At 64.6% G+C, this 15,990-nt stretch carries 18 protein-coding genes; 14 read left to right on the top strand and 4 right to left on the bottom strand.

What is annotated here, in order from left to right; all coding sequences use genetic code 11:
• The first annotated feature begins 74 nt into the window (after positions 1 to 74).
• The 11 genes from CO675_RS21465 to phoB all read left to right on the top strand — a co-directional run bounded on the left by CO675_RS21465 (position 75) and on the right by phoB (position 10,234).
• Positions 75 to 665 (top strand): TetR/AcrR family transcriptional regulator, encoded by a 591-nt coding sequence (locus CO675_RS21465; RefSeq protein WP_198964685.1) that lies wholly within the window; start codon positions 75 to 77, stop codon positions 663 to 665.
• Positions 662 to 1,573, top strand: coding sequence for a haloalkane dehalogenase (locus CO675_RS21460; RefSeq protein ID WP_097673842.1), 912 nt, complete (start codon positions 662 to 664; stop codon positions 1,571 to 1,573). The genes CO675_RS21465 and CO675_RS21460 overlap by 4 nt, the downstream gene beginning before the upstream one ends.
• A 19-nt stretch (positions 1,574 to 1,592) precedes the next feature.
• On the top strand, positions 1,593 to 1,820 hold the full coding sequence (locus CO675_RS21455) for a SelT/SelW/SelH family protein (protein ID WP_097673899.1): 228 nt from the start codon (positions 1,593 to 1,595) through the stop codon (positions 1,818 to 1,820).
• Between the two features lie 352 nt (positions 1,821 to 2,172).
• The gene (locus CO675_RS21450) at positions 2,173 to 3,228 is read left to right on the top strand and encodes a putative bifunctional lysylphosphatidylglycerol flippase/synthetase (protein WP_245452840.1); all 1,056 of its coding nucleotides are present in this window, start codon (positions 2,173 to 2,175) and stop codon (positions 3,226 to 3,228) included.
• An 84-nt stretch (positions 3,229 to 3,312) separates the two neighbouring features.
• Positions 3,313 to 4,626, top strand: coding sequence for an ATP-binding protein (locus CO675_RS21445; protein WP_097673840.1), 1,314 nt, complete (start codon positions 3,313 to 3,315; stop codon positions 4,624 to 4,626).
• A gap of 136 nt (positions 4,627 to 4,762) precedes the next feature.
• Positions 4,763 to 5,773, top strand: coding sequence for a phosphate ABC transporter substrate-binding protein PstS (gene pstS / locus CO675_RS21440; protein WP_097673839.1), 1,011 nt, complete (start codon positions 4,763 to 4,765; stop codon positions 5,771 to 5,773).
• A 228-nt stretch (positions 5,774 to 6,001) separates the two neighbouring features.
• The gene (gene pstC / locus CO675_RS21435) at positions 6,002 to 6,991 is read left to right on the top strand and encodes a phosphate ABC transporter permease subunit PstC (protein ID WP_198964684.1); all 990 of its coding nucleotides are present in this window, start codon (positions 6,002 to 6,004) and stop codon (positions 6,989 to 6,991) included.
• A gap of 4 nt (positions 6,992 to 6,995) precedes the next feature.
• The gene (gene pstA, locus CO675_RS21430; RefSeq protein WP_097673837.1) at positions 6,996 to 7,841 is read left to right on the top strand and encodes a phosphate ABC transporter permease PstA; all 846 of its coding nucleotides are present in this window, start codon (positions 6,996 to 6,998) and stop codon (positions 7,839 to 7,841) included.
• Positions 7,838 to 8,656 carry a phosphate ABC transporter ATP-binding protein PstB gene (gene pstB, locus CO675_RS21425; RefSeq protein WP_050403108.1) on the top strand — a complete coding sequence of 273 codons (819 nt, stop codon included), beginning with the start codon at positions 7,838 to 7,840 and terminating at the stop codon, positions 8,654 to 8,656. The genes pstA and pstB overlap by 4 nt, the downstream gene beginning before the upstream one ends.
• Before the next feature lie 20 nt (positions 8,657 to 8,676).
• The gene (phoU, locus tag CO675_RS21420) at positions 8,677 to 9,393 is read left to right on the top strand and encodes a phosphate signaling complex protein PhoU (RefSeq protein WP_097673898.1); all 717 of its coding nucleotides are present in this window, start codon (positions 8,677 to 8,679) and stop codon (positions 9,391 to 9,393) included.
• Positions 9,394 to 9,523: 130 nt separating this feature from the next.
• Positions 9,524 to 10,234, top strand: coding sequence for a phosphate regulon transcriptional regulator PhoB (gene phoB, locus CO675_RS21415; RefSeq protein ID WP_029079895.1), 711 nt, complete (start codon positions 9,524 to 9,526; stop codon positions 10,232 to 10,234).
• Between the two features lie 136 nt (positions 10,235 to 10,370).
• Here phoB and CO675_RS21410 read toward each other — a convergent pair whose 3' ends face one another.
• Entirely contained in the window at positions 10,371 to 10,883 is a 513-nt protein-coding gene (locus CO675_RS21410) for a GcrA family cell cycle regulator (RefSeq protein WP_021076557.1), read from the bottom strand.
• Positions 10,884 to 11,380: 497 nt separating this feature from the next.
• Here CO675_RS21410 and CO675_RS21405 point away from each other — a divergent pair, with 497 nt between their 5' ends.
• The 3 genes from CO675_RS21405 to CO675_RS21395 all read left to right on the top strand — a co-directional run bounded on the left by CO675_RS21405 (position 11,381) and on the right by CO675_RS21395 (position 14,711).
• Entirely contained in the window at positions 11,381 to 12,586 is a 1,206-nt protein-coding gene (locus CO675_RS21405) for an aspartate aminotransferase family protein (protein ID WP_176533930.1), read from the top strand.
• A complete protein-coding gene (gene argF, locus CO675_RS21400; protein ID WP_097673835.1) occupies positions 12,586 to 13,512 on the top strand; it encodes an ornithine carbamoyltransferase in 927 nt (308 codons plus the stop codon). The genes CO675_RS21405 and argF overlap by 1 nt, the downstream gene beginning before the upstream one ends.
• 197 nt (positions 13,513 to 13,709) lie before the next feature.
• Positions 13,710 to 14,711 (top strand): Hsp33 family molecular chaperone, encoded by a 1,002-nt coding sequence (locus CO675_RS21395; RefSeq protein WP_097673834.1) that lies wholly within the window; start codon positions 13,710 to 13,712, stop codon positions 14,709 to 14,711.
• Positions 14,712 to 14,732: 21 nt separating this feature from the next.
• On the opposite strand, the gene CO675_RS21390 is transcribed toward CO675_RS21395, so the two are convergent.
• The 3 genes from CO675_RS21390 to CO675_RS21380 are packed head-to-tail and all read right to left on the bottom strand — an operon-like array spanning position 14,733 to position 15,879.
• Positions 14,733 to 14,963 (bottom strand): hypothetical protein, encoded by a 231-nt coding sequence (locus tag CO675_RS21390; RefSeq protein WP_097673833.1) that lies wholly within the window; start codon positions 14,961 to 14,963, stop codon positions 14,733 to 14,735.
• 22 nt (positions 14,964 to 14,985) lie between these two features.
• Entirely contained in the window at positions 14,986 to 15,357 is a 372-nt protein-coding gene (locus tag CO675_RS21385) for a signal transduction histidine kinase (protein WP_097673832.1), read from the bottom strand.
• Positions 15,358 to 15,384: 27 nt separating this feature from the next.
• Positions 15,385 to 15,879, bottom strand: coding sequence for a hypothetical protein (locus CO675_RS21380; RefSeq protein WP_097673831.1), 495 nt, complete (start codon positions 15,877 to 15,879; stop codon positions 15,385 to 15,387).
• Positions 15,880 to 15,990 lie beyond the last annotated feature (111 nt).

The raw sequence follows: 15,990 nt of genomic DNA, 5'->3' as shown, positions 1-15,990 counted from the left end.
TTGCCGAGTGCAGGGCGAGCCGCATGCATTTTACCGCTTGACACTAATACGTACGTACGTATTAAATGATGCCCATGCCAAAACCCTCTCTCCGCGATGCCATCCTCGACGCCGGCCTGAAGGAAATGTTCCGGACCGGCTATCACGGCACCAGCGTGCGCGACGTCACCGCCGCGGCTGGCGCCCCGCAGGGCTCGTTCACCAACCATTTCCGCTCCAAGGAGCTGTTCGCGTCGGAAGTGCTCGACCGCTACTTCCTCTATGTGCGCGGCCTTGTCGCCGAAGCGCTCGGCGACACGACGTTGCCGCCGCGCGACAGGCTCCGGCGCTATCTCGATCTGATCACCGGCAAGCTGGCGCATGACGGCTTCACGCGCGGCTGCCTGATCGGCGATTTCAGCCTCGAGGCGTCGGGCTCGAGCGAGATGCTGCGCGAGCAGCTCGACGAGATCTTCCGGGAATGGCGTGCGCCGTTCGCGGGCTGCATCGCTGAGGCCCAGGCCAAACGCGAGATCGCGTCCGACTTCGATCCCGATGCGCTTGCCGATTTCCTGCTCGCATCCTGGCAGGGCGCGATGCTGCGCATGAAGGTCGAGCGCAGCGCGGCCGCGCTCGAGCGTTTCAAGACGATCGCCTTCCAAACCGTGTTCAAGGAGTTGCCATGACCATGTCTGTCGATATCAGTCTGCATCATCGCCCGGTGCTCGGGACCACGATGGCCTATCGCGAAACCGGCCGCAGCGACGCACCGCACGTGCTGTTCCTGCACGGCAATCCGACGTCATCCTATATCTGGCGCAACATCATGCCGCTGGTGGCGCCGGTCGGGCACTGCATCGCGCCCGACCTGATCGGCTACGGCCAGTCCGGCAAGCCCGACATCGCCTACCGCTTCTTCGACCATGCGCACTATCTCGATGCGCTGATCGACGAACTCGGCATCAGCTCGGCATATCTCGTCGCCCAGGATTGGGGCACCGCGCTCGCGTTCCATCTCGCGGCGCGCCGTCCGCACCTCGTGCGCGGGCTCGCCTTCATGGAATTCATCCGGCCGATGTCGACATGGAGCGATTTCGACCCCGATCACGGCGTGCGCGAAGAAACCTTTCGCAAGTTCAGGACTGAAGGTGTGGGCGAGGCGATGATTCTGGAAGGCAATGCCTTCATCGAGCGCGTTCTTCCGAACGGGATGCTGCGCAAGCTGAGTGAGGAAGAGATGGCCGCCTACCGTGCGCCGTTTGCGATGCGCGAGAGCCGCAAGCCGACCTTGATGCTGCCGCGCGAGTTGCCGATCGAAGGCGAACCTGCCGACGTCGATCAGGCGCTCACCACGGCGCACGCAGCGCTCGCGGCATCGACCTATCCGAAGCTGCTGTTCGCGGGGTCTCCCGGAGCATTGGTGTCGCCGGCCTTCGCCGCGGATTTCGCGGCGAAGCTGCAGCATTGCGCGGTCATCCAGCTCGGCGCGGGCGCGCATTATCTGCAGGAAGATCATCCGGAGGCGATCGGTCGCTCGGTTGCAGGGTGGATCGCCGGCATCGAAGCCGTCAACGCGCAACATCTCGCGGCATGAGTGGATGGGAGAGCATGCCATGACCGATCTCTCGATCATCTATTGCCGTCCCTGTGGCTACGAGAAGCGCGCCAGGGAGGCCGCCGCGCTGCTGCGCGAACGGCTCGGGCTCAATCCGGAGCTGGTGCCCGGCAAGGGCGGCGTCTTCGAGGTCAAGCTTGACGGCAAAGTGATCGCCAAGCGCGTGAAGGGGCATTTCCCCGATGCCGCCGAAATCGTCACCGCTGTGGCTGCGGCACGGGCATAAAAGTCTACGCAGGCCTGCCTCATCGCCGTCGCATGACCAATGCGGCGGCGATTTTCGCTGCGCGGACGCCGTGCGTCGCTCTCGCCCCCGTAGTTTCCCGGATGGCCTTGCGCAGCGTTCGGCGGGCTAACTGCCGCACGTCGATGTCAAGTCTTGTCGAAGGTGGCGAGAAACGCGCATATTTGTGCACCCGCTGTCATGAATCATCCCTAATATCTTGAAGATGCGCGTTTTATTGTCGTTTGACGAATTCCACTCCGGCTTAAAACGCGCTACAGGGGTCAGGGCACAGCGAAGCGCCGGCGGAGTTCGCCCGGGAGCCGTCGTCGCGGGATCGCAATTCGAGGTCTAGATGCTGGAAGCAATACGCAGGGCGATGGCGTTTCTGCGCCAGAAGCAAATCCTGCATCGGCTGGGTGTTGTCATCAGCATCGCCGTCATCGGCATCGCCTGCTACGTCCTCTATCACATGCTGCGCGGCATCGACACCAACGAGGTGCTCGAGGCCATCAAGAGCACCGAGCCGCGACAAATCGCGCTGGCGGGACTGTTCGTCGCAGCCGGCTACTTCACGCTGACCTTCTACGATCTGTTCGCGGTGCGCGCGATCGGTCACGCCCACGTGCCGTATCGCATCAATGCGCTCGCGGCATTCACCTCCTATTCGATCGGCCACAATGTCGGCGCCAGCGTCTTCACCGGCGGCGCGGTGCGCTACCGGATCTATTCGGCCTGGGGATTGAACGCGATCGACGTCGCCAAGATCTGCTTTCTCGCCGGCCTGACCTTCTGGCTCGGCAATGCCGCGGTGCTCGGGCTCGGCATCGCCTATCATCCGGAAGCCGCCGCCAACATCGACCAACTGCCGCCCTGGCTCAACCGCACCCTGGCGTGCGGCATCATCATCGCGCTGGTCGCCTATGTGGTCTGGGTCTGGACCCAGCCGCGGGTGGTCGGCCGCGGTCCCTGGACGGTGACCCTGCCGGGCGGCCCGCTGACGCTGCTGCAGATCGCGATCGGCATCGTCGACCTCGGCTTCTGCGCGCTGGCGATGTACGTGCTGGTGCCGGACGAGCCCAATCTCGGCTTCGTCGTGGTCGCCGTCATCTTCGTGTCGGCGACCCTGCTCGGCTTCGCCAGCCACTCCCCCGGCGGGCTCGGGGTGTTCGACGCCGCCATGCTGGTCGGCCTCTGGCAGATGGACCGCGAGGACCTGCTCGGCGGTATGCTGTTGTTCCGGCTGCTCTACTATATTGCGCCGTTCGTCATATCTGTAATCTTGCTGACGTTTCGGGAGGTTATCGTCGGCGCCCGACTCAAACGGCTGCCGCAGACTGATTCGGGTCCCCGCGCTGAGCCGCATCATGAGGCGGTTCTGGTCCGCAAGCGTGGTGATTCAGGGGTCTGATGACGCGGCCCGATGCCTCCCGAGGGAAGGTCGATATGACCGCGCCTGGGCGAGACATGAACCGACGGGAAGAAAGCCGCTGCGATGGCCATTGACGATACGCCGCATTCGATTTTCTCGCCCTGGCCCGACCGCCTGCGCCATTCCGCGCTGATCCTGCTTGCCGCAGCGCTGGCGCTGAGCGTCGTGGTCGCGCTCGGCGAGTTGTCGCTGGTGCGCGCCTGCGCGGTGTTCGTCTGCATCGCGGCCGCGGCGCTGGTGCCATGGCGGCTGCATGATGCCGGCACCTCGCGCGAGGACGTCCGCCACGGCAATCCGGTCGAGGCGACCGCCGTCAGCGCCGTCGTCGCCGGCATGCCGGACCCGGCCGTGCTGCTCGACCGCGCCGGCCGCGTCATTCATCTCAACACCGCCGCGGCCCAGCTCGCGCCGGCGCTGCGCAAGAACGAGCTGGCGCAGTTTGCCCTGCGTTCGCCGGAGATTATCACTGCATTGCGCGAGGCGATCGCGACCACCGAGCCGCGCCGCGCCACCTATAGCGACCACGTTCCGGTCGATCGCTGGATGGAACTGGTGATCACGCCGGTCCCGGTGCCGACCCAGTTCGGCGGCACCGAGAAATGCATGCTGATGACCTTCCACGACCTGACGCCGCTGCGCCGGGTCGAGGAGATGCGTGCCGACTTCGTCGCCAATGCCAGCCACGAGCTGCGCACGCCGCTCGCCGCGTTGTCCGGCTTCATCGACACGCTGCAGGGCCCGGCGCGCGAGGACGCGCGGGCGCGCGAGCGGTTCCTCGGCATCATGCACACCCAGGCCACCCGCATGGCGCGGCTGATCGATGACCTGCTCTCGCTGTCGCGGGTCGAGCTGTCGGCCCATGTGCGGCCCGAGGCGTCGATCGATATCGTGCCGATCATCCGCCAGGTGGCCGACGGGCTCGAGGCACTGGCCAGCGAGCGCCAAGTCGAGATCGACGTCGACCTGCCACAGGCACCGGTCACGATAGCCGGCGACCGCGAGGAACTGCTGCGCCTGTTCGAGAACCTGATCGAGAACGCCCTCAAATACGGCGCCTCGGGCGGCCGCGTCATAGTGTCGCTCAATCAGACCGTTTCGGGCGCATCGGGCGAGGGGAGCCCTGAAATCCGTGTCATGGTACGGGATTTCGGCCCCGGCATCGCCCCGGAGCACCTGCCGCGGCTGACCGAACGGTTCTACCGGGTGGACGTCGGCGACAGCCGTAACCAGGGCGGAACCGGCCTCGGATTATCGCTGGTGAAACATATTCTTAACCGTCATCGCGGGCGTCTTTTGATCGAGAGCGTGCCGAACAATGGCGCGACTTTTACCGCCTGTTTTCCCCGGCCGAAGACCCCGTTGCCGACTCAAAGCTAAGCGTTTTCAGCTGCTTAGCTCTGTCATCCAACTGTCATCCAACCTTCGTAAAAGCAGCACCGACCGCTCCTAGATGGACCGGCGTGGGCGCGATCGGGCGCAATTGGCGCTTCGCTCACAAGATGGAGACCACCCCATGAATTTCATCAAAGCAATCGTCGTTGCCGGCATGGTGGCCGCTTCGACGTCAGCCTTCGCTGCCGATATTACCGGCGCAGGCGCAACGTTTCCGTTCCCGATCTATTCGAAGTGGGCTGACGCCTACAAGAAGGACACCGGCAACGGCCTGAACTATCAGTCGATCGGTTCCGGCGCCGGCATCAAGCAGATCCAGGCCAAGACCGTGACCTTCGGTGCGACCGACGCGCCGCTCAAGGCCGAGCAGCTCGAGAAGGACGGCCTCGTCCAGTGGCCGATGGTGATGGGCGCCATCGTTCCGGTCGTGAACGTCGAAGGCATCAAGTCGGGCGACCTCGTGCTATCCGGCGAAGTGCTCGGCGACATCTATCTCGGCAAGATCACCAAGTGGAATGACGCCGCGATCGCCAAGCTCAATCCGAAGCTGACCCTGCCGGCCGACGCGATCACCGTCGTGCGCCGTTCGGACGGTTCGGGCACCACCTTCAACTTCACTGACTACCTCTCCAAGTCGAACGCCGACTGGAAGTCCAAGGTCGGTTCCGGCACCGCGGTCGAGTGGCCGGTCGGCGTCGGCGCCAAGGGCAACGAAGGCGTTGCCGGCAACATCAGCCAGACCAAGAACGCGATCGGCTATGTCGAATACGCCTATGCCAAGCAGAACAAGCTGACCTACACCGCGCTGGTCAACAAGGCCGGCAAGACCGTGCAGCCGACCATTGCGGCCTTCCAGGCCGCGGCGTCGAACGCCGACTGGTCCAAGGCTCCCGGCTACTATGTGATCCTGACCGACCAGCCGGGCGAAGCCTCCTGGCCGATCACCGCGGCGACCTTCATCCTGATGCACAAGGATTCGACCGACAAGGCGGCCTCGCAGGAAGCGCTCAAGTTCTTCAAGTACGCCTTCGAGAAGGGTGGCAAGGCGGCCGAAGAGCTCGACTACATCCCGATGCCGGAATCGGTCGTCAAGCTGATCGAGAAGACCTGGTCCTCGGACATCAAGAGCTAAGTCCGACGTTTTCGAACACGGCCTGTACCGTTTCCCAAGGGCGGTACAGGTCGACCGATTGAGAACCTGGCTCCATCACCGCGGCAAGAAACGCGGGGCGGGGCCGGGGCGCGCCCCGGGTGGCGCAAGCCGGAACGACGCCCGGCCAAATGCGTCGGTGAAGATCGCTTCGGGGCGTAGCGGTTTGCGTGGCTTTCACATAGTAATGAGGGGATTGGCGTGGCAGACATGGCTGTTCAGAGCGATGTGATGGAAGCCGCGGGACCTTACGATCGCGCCAAGGCCCTCAGCGCCTTCAAGCTCGGTGATCTCACCTTCTATTGGATCACCCGTATCTCGGCGATCTCGGTCCTGTTGATCCTCGGCGGCATCATCCTGTCGCTGATCGCCGGCGCCTGGCCGGCGATGAAGGAATACGGCTTCGCCTTCCTCTGGACGCAGCGCTGGGCGCCCTCGGCCGATCCGCCGGTGCTCGGCGCGCTCGGCCCGATCTACGGCACGCTGATCACCTCGGTCATCGCGATGTTGATCGCCATTCCGGTCGGCATCGGCATCGCCATCTTCCTCACCGAGCTCTGCCCGCAAATGCTGCGCCGCCCGATCGGCATCGCCATCGAGCTGCTCGCCGGCATCCCCTCGATCATCTACGGCATGTGGGGCTTCTTCGTGCTGGGCCCGTTCCTGGCCAACACGTTCCAGCCCTTCATGATCCGGATCTTCGAGGGCGTCCCGGTGCTGGGTGCGGTGTTCGCCGGTCCGCCGTCCTACCTCAGCCTGTTCAACGCCGCGCTGATCCTCGCCATCATGGTGCTGCCCTTCATCACCGCGATCTCGGTCGACGTGTTCAAGACCGTGCCGCCGGTGCTGAAGGAGGCCGCCTACGGCATGGGCTGCACCACCTGGGAAGTCGTCCGCAGCGTCGTGATCCCCTACACCCGGGTCGGCGTGATCGGCGGCATCATGCTGGCGCTCGGCCGCGCGCTCGGCGAGACCATGGCGGTGACCTTCATCATCGGCAACTCGTTCCGCATCTCGTCGTCGATCTTCGCGCCGGGCACTACGATCTCGGCGGCGATCGCCAGCGAATTCGCCGAGAGCGACGGCCTGCACCAGTCCGGCCTGATCCTGCTCGGCCTCCTGCTGTTCGTGCTGACCTTCTTCGTGCTCGCCGGCGCCCGGCTGATGCTGATGCGACTTGAAACGAAAGCGGGAAAATAGCGCCATGAACCCGATCTACAAATCCCGCCGCCGCAGCGACATCGTCATTCGCGCACTCTGCGTCGGTGCGGCGCTGTTCGGCGTCACCTGGCTGGCACTGATCCTGATCACGCTGCTCTACAACGGCGTTACCGGCCTCAGCGTGCAGCTGTTCACGCAGAACACGCCGCCGCCAGGCTCGACCGATGGCGGTCTGCTCAACGCCATCGTCGGTTCCGTCATCATGACGGTGATCGGCGTCGGCATCGGCGCGCCGCTCGGCCTGTTCGCCGGCACCTACCTCGCCGAGTACGGCAAGCACGACAAGCTCACCTCGGTGATCCGCTTCATCAACGACATCCTGCTCAGCGCGCCCTCGATCATCATCGGCCTGTTTATTTACGGTGCGGTGGTGGTGCCGATGCGCGGTTTCTCGGCGATCGCCGGCAGTCTCGCGCTCGCCGTGATCGTGATCCCGGTCGTGCTGCGCACCACCGAGGACATGCTGCTGCTGGTGCCCAACCCGCTGCGCGAGGCGGCCTCCGCGCTCGGCCTGCCGCGTTCGCTGGTGATCAAGCGGATCGCTTATCGTGCCGCGCGTAGCGGTTTGATCACCGGCGTGCTGCTGGCGACCGCCCGTGTCGCCGGCGAGACCGCGCCGCTGCTGTTCACCGCGCTGTCGAACCAGTTCTTCAGCCTGGATCTGACCAAGACGATGGCCAACCTGCCGGTGACCATCAACAACTTCGTGCAAAGCCCCTACGCCTACTGGAAAGAGCTGGCGTGGAGCGGTGCGCTGCTCATCACCTTCACCGTGCTCGCGCTGAACATCGGCGCGCGCATCCTTGGTGCCGAAAGGGCCGCAAAATGACTGAGCTTTCCGTCTCCACGACTGCCGCGAGCCACGTTCCGCAGGTGCCGCTGCCGGAAGCGCCGCCGAAAGTCACGGTGCGCAACCTCAATTTCTATTACGGCGAGCACCACGCGCTGAAGAACATCAACCTGACGCTCGGCACCAACCGCGTCACGGCGTTCATCGGCCCGTCGGGCTGCGGCAAGTCGACCCTGCTGCGCATCTTCAACCGGATGTATGATCTCTATCCGGGCCAGCGTGCGGTCGGCCAGCTGATGCTGGACCAGACCAACATTCTCGATCCCAAGCTCGACCTCAATCTGCTGCGCGCGCGGGTCGGCATGGTGTTCCAGAAGCCGACGCCGTTCCCGATGACGATCTACGAGAACATCGCCTTCGGCATCCGCCTCTACGAGAAGATCTCGAAGTCCGAGATGGACGACCGGGTCGAGAAGGCGCTGCGCGGCGGCGCGCTGTGGAACGAGGTCAAGGACAAGCTGAACGCCTCCGGCCTGTCGCTCTCGGGTGGCCAGCAGCAGCGCCTGTGCATCGCGCGCACCGTGGCGGTGCGTCCCGAGGTGATCCTGTTCGACGAGCCGTGCTCGGCGCTCGATCCGATCTCGACCGCCAAGGTCGAGGAGCTGATCCAGGAGCTGTCCGAGGACTACACGATCGCGATCGTCACCCACAACATGCAGCAGGCGGCGCGCGTCTCCGACAAGACCGCCTTCATGTATCTCGGTGAGCTGATCGAGTTCGACGACACCAACAAGATCTTCACCTCGCCGAGCGATCGACGCACCCAGGACTACATCACCGGCCGGTTCGGTTGACCGGGCTGAGGAGAGAGATGATGGCTTCCGAACATACCGCCAAGGCATTCGACAGCGACCTGCAGGAGTTGACCCGCCTGGTCGCCGAGATGGGCGGCCTCGTCGAGCGGATGATCACCGAGTCGGTCGACGCGCTGATCCGTCGCGACGTCGCGCTCGGCACGCGCGTGGTCGCCGCCGACATCGAGATCGACAATCTGCAGCGCGTCATCGAAGAGCGCGCCGTGCTGACGATCGCCCGCCGCCAGCCGATGGCGATCGACCTGCGCGAAATCGTCAGCGCAATGCGCGTCGCGACCGACCTCGAGCGGATCGGCGACCTCGCCAAGAACATGGGCAAGCGCGTCGCGGCGCTGGAGAGCGATTTCCAGCCGCTGAAGCTGATCCGCGGCCTGGAGCACATGACCGACCTCGTGCTGTCGCAGGTCAAGTCGGTGCTCGACGCCTATGCCGCGCACGATCTGCCGGCGGCGATGAACGTCTGGAAGGGCGACGAGGAGGTCGATGCGATCTGCACCTCGCTGTTCCGCGAGCTGCTGACCTACATGATGGAGGATCCGCGCAACATCTCGTTCTGCATCCATCTGATGTTCTGCGCCAAGAACATCGAGCGGATCGGCGATCACGCCACCAACATCGCCGAGACCGTGTTCTACATGATCGAGGGCCAGCAGATCACCGACAAGCGCCCGAAGGGCGACATGACCAACTTTGCCACCACGGTGCCGGGTACCTAGGACATGATCCGCAAGCGCGGAGCCGGATTGTCTTCACGACAAGTCGTTTCCGCGGGGATTATGCTCAGGAAAGTAAGCGTTTCGGTTTGCGTCTGGGCAACGGATCACCACAGAGAGAGAACTTAAACCGATGAGCGCACGCATTCTGGTAGTCGAAGACGAGGAAGCGCTGACGACACTGTTGCGCTACAACCTCGATGCGGAAGGCTACGATGTCGAAACGGTCGGGCGCGGCGACGATGCCGATACCCGCCTGAAGGAGCGCATCCCCGACCTCGTGGTACTGGACTGGATGCTGCCGGGCCTGTCCGGCATCGAGCTGTGCCGCCGCTTGCGGGCGCGGCCGGAGACCAAGCAGCTTCCGATCATCATGCTGACCGCGCGCGGCGAGGAGAGCGAGCGCGTGCGCGGCCTTGCCACCGGCGCCGACGACTACATCGTCAAGCCGTTCTCGGTGCCGGAACTGCTGGCACGGGTGAAGGGCCTGCTGCGCCGCGCGAGCCCGGAGCGGCTTGCGACCGTGCTGACCTATGGCGACATCGAGCTCGATCGCGAGAAGCGCCGCGTGGCGCGCTCGGGACGTCCGATCGATCTCGGTCCGACCGAGTATCGGCTGCTCGAATTCTTCCTCGAGCATCCCGGCCGCGTGTTCAGCCGCGAGCAGCTGCTGGACAGCGTCTGGGGCCGTGACATCTACATCGATGAGCGTACCGTCGACGTGCATATCGGCCGCCTGCGCAAGCTGCTCAATCCCGGCCGCGAGCAGGATCCGATCCGCACCGTGCGCGGCGCCGGCTATGCGCTCGACGATCGCTTCGCAAAGGCGGAGCCGCAGCCGTAAGGCTGCGCGGCGATCACAAGCCGCAACACGCCGTCCCGGATTTCGCTTCGCTGCATCTGGGCTTCGTACAGATCACACAAAAAAATCCCCGCTTTCGCGGGGATTTGTTTTTGCAGTCCAGGCAGTTTCCCGAGTGCTACTTGATCTGTGGCTTCGCCGAGGGCCGACGACGATCGGCGGCGGGCTGGTAGGCGACGCGCGAGTGATGCGCGCAATAGGGCAGGCCGGCGAGCGCCTTGCCGCCGCAGAAGAAGAATTCCGGGCTCGAGGGATCGCCGACCGGCCAGTGGCAGGTGGCCTCGTTGAGCTCGAGCAGCGACAGCCGCTGGCTCATCGGCACCACGTTGTCGAAGGAGATCGGATCGGGCTCCATCTCGACCTCGAAAGCGTGCGCGAGGGCGGTGTTGCCGCGCGAGACCGGGCGCGCCACCCGCATCATGTGCTGGGCGGGGCGGGCCTTGCGCTGCCGCGGCGCAGCCGTGGAAGGGGCCTTGGCGCGGCCGGAGAGACCGAGCCGATGCACTTTGCCGATCACGGCATTTCGCGTCACATTGCCAAGTTCCGCCGCGATCTGGCTGGCCGAGAGGCCGGATTCCCAGAGCTTCTTCAGCTGCTCGACGCGATCGTCGGACCAGGTCAATACAGTCATCGCATTCTTCCTTTCGCATGGCGCCGGCCAAATCGACGGAGCGGCGCTGCGAGCCAATCTGGACAAATATCCCTGCGGCCAGAATCCCTTAGCCCTCGCCGGGCACGGTGTTGCGCCCGAACGTTTACGCGAGAACGAAGGCTACTTAGAGGGTCCAGTACTGCCGCACGAGATGTCGTACCCGACAGGCCAAACGCTACAATATGGCGTGACTCTGGCGCAAGAGTCCGCGGCCGTGCGTCCACATGTTCCCACACAGTTAAGCATTGCAGTGAGGCTTTTCCACCGCACCGGAATGCTCCGGATTGCGCTGGTTTCGCATTGCAGGAAGGCCGGCAAAGGCCGGCTGCCGGCGATTGACACTGACCGGCTGCCGCTTAGAATGCCCCGCACGTGCCGCCCGCAAAGGCGGCCGTTTTGTTTTCCGAAGCTGGCGGTTGCTGCGTTGGCGTCAAGGCGCGCGGCAATTGACGGCTTCAAAACCGGCAGTGAACGCCATGACCAACGCCTCGTCGCATCTGCTCCCCGTCTTCGCCCGGGTCGATCTCGGCTTCGAGCGCGGTGAAGGCGCCTGGCTGATCGCAACCAACGGCGACCGCTATCTCGATTTCACCTCGGGTGTTGCGGTGAACGCGCTCGGGCATGCACATCCGCATCTGGTCAAGGCGCTGCAGGAACAGGCGACCAAGCTCTGGCACATGTCGAACCTGTTCAAGAGCCCGGACGGCGAGGTGCTGGCCGCGCGGCTGTGCGAGCAGAGCTTTGCCGACTTCGTGTTCTTCTGCAATTCCGGCGCCGAGGCGATGGAGGGCGTGATCAAGCTGGTCCGCCACCACCACTTCTCCAAGGGCCATCCCGAGCGCTACCGCATCATCACCTTCGAGGGCGCCTTCCATGGCCGCACGCTGGGCACGCTGGCTGCGACCGGCTCGGCGAAGTATCTCGAAGGCTTCGGCCCGCCGATGGACGGTTTCGACCAGGTGCCGCACGGCGACATCGAGGCGGTGAAGAAGGCGATCGGCCCGCATACCGCCGGCATCCTGATCGAGCCGGTGCAGGGCGAGGGCGGCGTGCGCTCGGCGCCGCAGGCATTCTTCAAGGCGCTGCGCGCGTTGTGCGACGAGCACGGCCTGCTGCTCGCATTCGACGAGGTGCAGACCGGCATGGGCCGCACCGGCGAGCTGTTCGCCTACAAGCGTACTGGCGTCACGCCGGACGTGATGTCGCTGGCCAAGGCGCTCGGCGGCGGATTCCCGATCGGCGCGGTGCTGGCGACCGCGCAGGCTGCGGCCGGCATGGCGCCGGGCTCGCACGGCTCGACTTTCGGCGGCAATCCGCTCGCGGTCGCCGCCGCCAATGCCGTGCTCGATGTCATGCTTAAACCCGGCTTCTTCGAGCACGTGCAGAAGATGTCGCTGCTGCTCAAGCAGAAGCTCGCTTCCGTGGTCGACCGCTATCCCGGCGTGCTGTCGGAGGTGCGCGGCGAGGGCCTGTTGATCGGCGTCAAGGCGGTGGTGCCGTCGGGCGATCTGATCGCCGCGCTGCGCAACGAGAAGCTGCTCACCGTCGGCGCCGGCGACAATGTGGTGCGGTTCCTGGCGCCCCTGATCGTCACCGAGGCCGAGATCGACCAGTCGATCACGGCGCTCGAGCGCGCCTGCTCCGTGCTATCGGCGCCGCAGCCGAAGAAGGCGGCTGGATAATGAGCAAGCCGGTCCGTCACTTCCTCGACATCAACGAGCTGCCGCTCGGCGAGCTGCGCAACATGCTCGAAGCCGGCGCCGCCATGAAGGCGAAGCTGAAGGCGCACGAGAAGGGCAGGAAGCCGCTCGAAGGCAAGACGCTGGCGATGATCTTCGAGCGCCCCTCGACCCGCACCAGGGTGTCGTTCGACGTCGGCATGCGCCAGCTCGGCGGTGAATCCATCATGCTGACCGGCGCCGAGATGCAGCTCGGCCGCGGCGAGACCATCGCCGACACCGCGCGCGTGCTGTCGCGCTATGTCGATGCGATCATGATCCGCATCCTCAACCATGACGCGCTGCTCGAGCTCGCCGCGCACGCCACCGTTCCCGTCATCAACGGCCTGACCCGGCGTTCGCATCCCTGCCAGGTGATGGCCGACCTCATGACCTATGAGGAAAACCGTGGCTCGATCGAAGGCAAGACGGTGGCCTGGACCGGCGACGACAACAACGTGCTGGCCTCCTGGGCGCACGCGGCCGAGCGGTTCAAGTTCAACCTCAACGTCGCGACCCCGCCGGAGCTCTCGCCGAAGAAGCCGATGCGGGACTGGATCAAGGCCACCGGCGCGCCGATCGTGCTCGGCACCGATCCGGAAGCCGCCGTGCGCGGCGCCGACTGCGTCGTCACCGACACCTGGGTGTCGATGGGCGACAAGGAGGGCGAGCACCGCCACAACGTGCTGAAGCCCTATCAGGTGAACGCCAAGCTGATGTCGCTTGCCAAGCCGGACGCACTGTTCATGCACTGCCTGCCCGCGCATCGCGGCGAGGAGGTCACCGACGAGGTGATCGACGGCCCGCAATCCGTGGTGTTCGACGAGGCGGAAAACCGCCTGCATGCGCAGAAGGGCATTCTGGCCTGGTGCTTTAACGAAGTCGCGTAGGCGTCGGTCGCTAAGGCGTTGTCGTCCCGGCGAAGGCCGGGACCCATACGCCGCGGCCCGTGAAAGAGCCACAAGGGGAGACGCCTTGTGTCGCGACAAAATCCTGTGGTTATGGGTCCCGGCCTTCGCCGGGACGACGATCTCTCGTTTGAGTGAACCCCTTTCGTTTTGCGGTCCGAGACCCCAGATAGAGCGCCATGGTTTCTCAATCCCCTGACATCAAAATCGAGCCCGAGACGCCAGTTCGCGCGCCCTCGGCAGTTCCTGTCGACGATGCCGTGCTGGCCTTCGAGGTCGGCGCGCTGGACCTGCGCGGCCGGCTGACCCGGCTCGGCCCCGCGCTCGACGAGATCCTGCACAAGCACGATTATCCGCCCGCGGTCGGCAAGCTGCTCGGCGAGGCCATCGTGCTGACGACGCTGCTCGGCTCGTCGGTCAAGTTCGAGGGCCGCTTCATCCTGCAGACCCGGACAGAAGGCCCGGTCTCGCTCCTGATCGTCGACTTCCAGGCGCCCGACCGGCTGCGTGCCTATGCGCGCTACGATGCGGCGCGCCTCAAGGAGGGGCAGACCTCGGGTGAGTTGCTCGGCAAGGGCCACCTTGCGATGACGATCGATCAGGGCTCCAACACCAGCCGCTACCAGGGCCTGGTCGCGCTCGACGGCGATGGCCTGGAAGAGGCGGCCCACGAATATTTCCTGCGCTCCGAGCAGATTCCGACCCGGGTGCGTCTAGCGGTCGGCGAAGAGATGCGCGGCGGCGAAGGCGGCAAGCTGCATTGGCGCGCCGGCGGCATCCTGCTGCAGTTCCTGCCCAAGGCACCCGAACGCGCCAAGCAGGCCGATCTGCATCCCGGCGACGCGCCGGAGGGCACGGCCACGCATTCGGTGCCGGATGACGATGCCTGGATCGAAGGACAGTCGCTGATCTCCACCGTCGAGGATGTCGAGCTGATCGATCCCGATCTCTCCGGCGAGCGGCTGCTGTACCGCCTGTTCCACGAGCGCGGCGTGCGCGTCTTCAACCCGCAACCGCTGCGCGCGCAGTGCTCCTGCTCGCGCGATGCGGTGTCGTCGATGCTGAAGAGCTTTGCGCCGAACGATCGCGCCGAGATGGTCAAGGACGGCAAGGTCGTCGTGACCTGCGAGTTCTGCTCGTCGGTGTACGAGTTCACGCCGCAGGAAGCGGGCGTGGAATAGGCTGCCCGGCAGCCATGCCTGTCAGCTCAGCAAAGTACGGGCCTTGCTGGTGGCGTCGTAGATTTCAATCTGAAGCATCGGATACGCCGCCTTCAATTGTCGGCCAGAGGTTTCAGCAGCCTCGGCGCTGTCGAACTCCGACTTGAATTGTTTGTCGACGATAATCACGAAACCTTCGGTAGGAGGCCGGTCGGCGCGCAGCGGCTTCTTCAGCTCGGGTTCGTCAATAGAGAGCAGGGATTTCTTCGTCATGGGAATTCCTCCTGGGTCGATCTCAACTCAGCCGGTGAAACGCGGGCGGCAGGGTCTCGCGCACGAGCCCGCTCAGATTCAAGGTCTCCCCGCTGTCGGTGATATCCGAGAACAGCACCTCGACATAGGGATGCTGGCGGTTGAACGCAGCACCGCGTTGGTATTTCGCACTGACGATCCGCTCGATCGCCGCCAGGTTCAGCCTGCCGAGTGCGTTGTATTGATCGCGGAACAGGCTTTGATGTCCGCCGCGGCGCTCGACAGACTCGGCCCAGACGTCCATCACCTTGCGGCCGATGAATGCCTCGACCCATTCATTTCCATCACGGGCGAGAAGTCGCAACCCGTCCATGCTGTGGTGTGCGTCATCGACGCAAAATTGGGTAAGTGACATGGCGAATCTCCTGTTGTCGTAGTTGGCTCACATCGGCAGTCCATCGGGGACTGCACCTCCTTCATTGTCCCATCGCGACAAAGCCGCAGCGCCCGATCTCGCGTCCTGACGCGCCTCCAGAACCTTGTCGCGACCGGCATCATCCTTGTGCTTGTGCAGGAAGCGCGCGATCTGCCCGCGGAGCGCCGACGTCTCCAACAGTTTTCCGACCGATCCGGCGGTGTCGAAGATTTCCCGCTGCAGCGCCTTCGGCAGGACGTTCCATTGCATGATAATGGCCGCGCCGAGACACCGCAGAACGTACTCCTCTTCGGCGGCGAGGGCGGCGCCGCGAGAGCGGTCCTGCTCCGCAACGTTTATTGCGTCGTCGAAATTGTCCGCCAGTCCTTGCTCGTTATCCGCGAGCGAAGCGAGGCGATCTTGCTGCTCTTGAAACTTGTGGCTTTCGCCCTGACTGCTCGAACGCTTGATCAGTTCGCCGTATGCGGCTGCCTTGGCGCGGTACTGCTGAGACTTGAACATGGCGGGCCCTTTCTTTGGAGGTCTCCGCGCATTCCGACCCATCTCGATGGCTGACGAGGATTGATTTGTATATGGGAGGCAAAGGGTTGAATAACGAGCACCAAGGCCACA

Source organism: Bradyrhizobium sp. C9 (assembly GCF_002532045.1).
In the GTDB taxonomy this organism is placed as follows: Bacteria; Pseudomonadota; Alphaproteobacteria; order Rhizobiales; family Xanthobacteraceae; genus Bradyrhizobium.
Note: the sequence above shows the minus strand (reverse complement) of the source record. Positions and strands in the feature narration are given on the sequence as shown.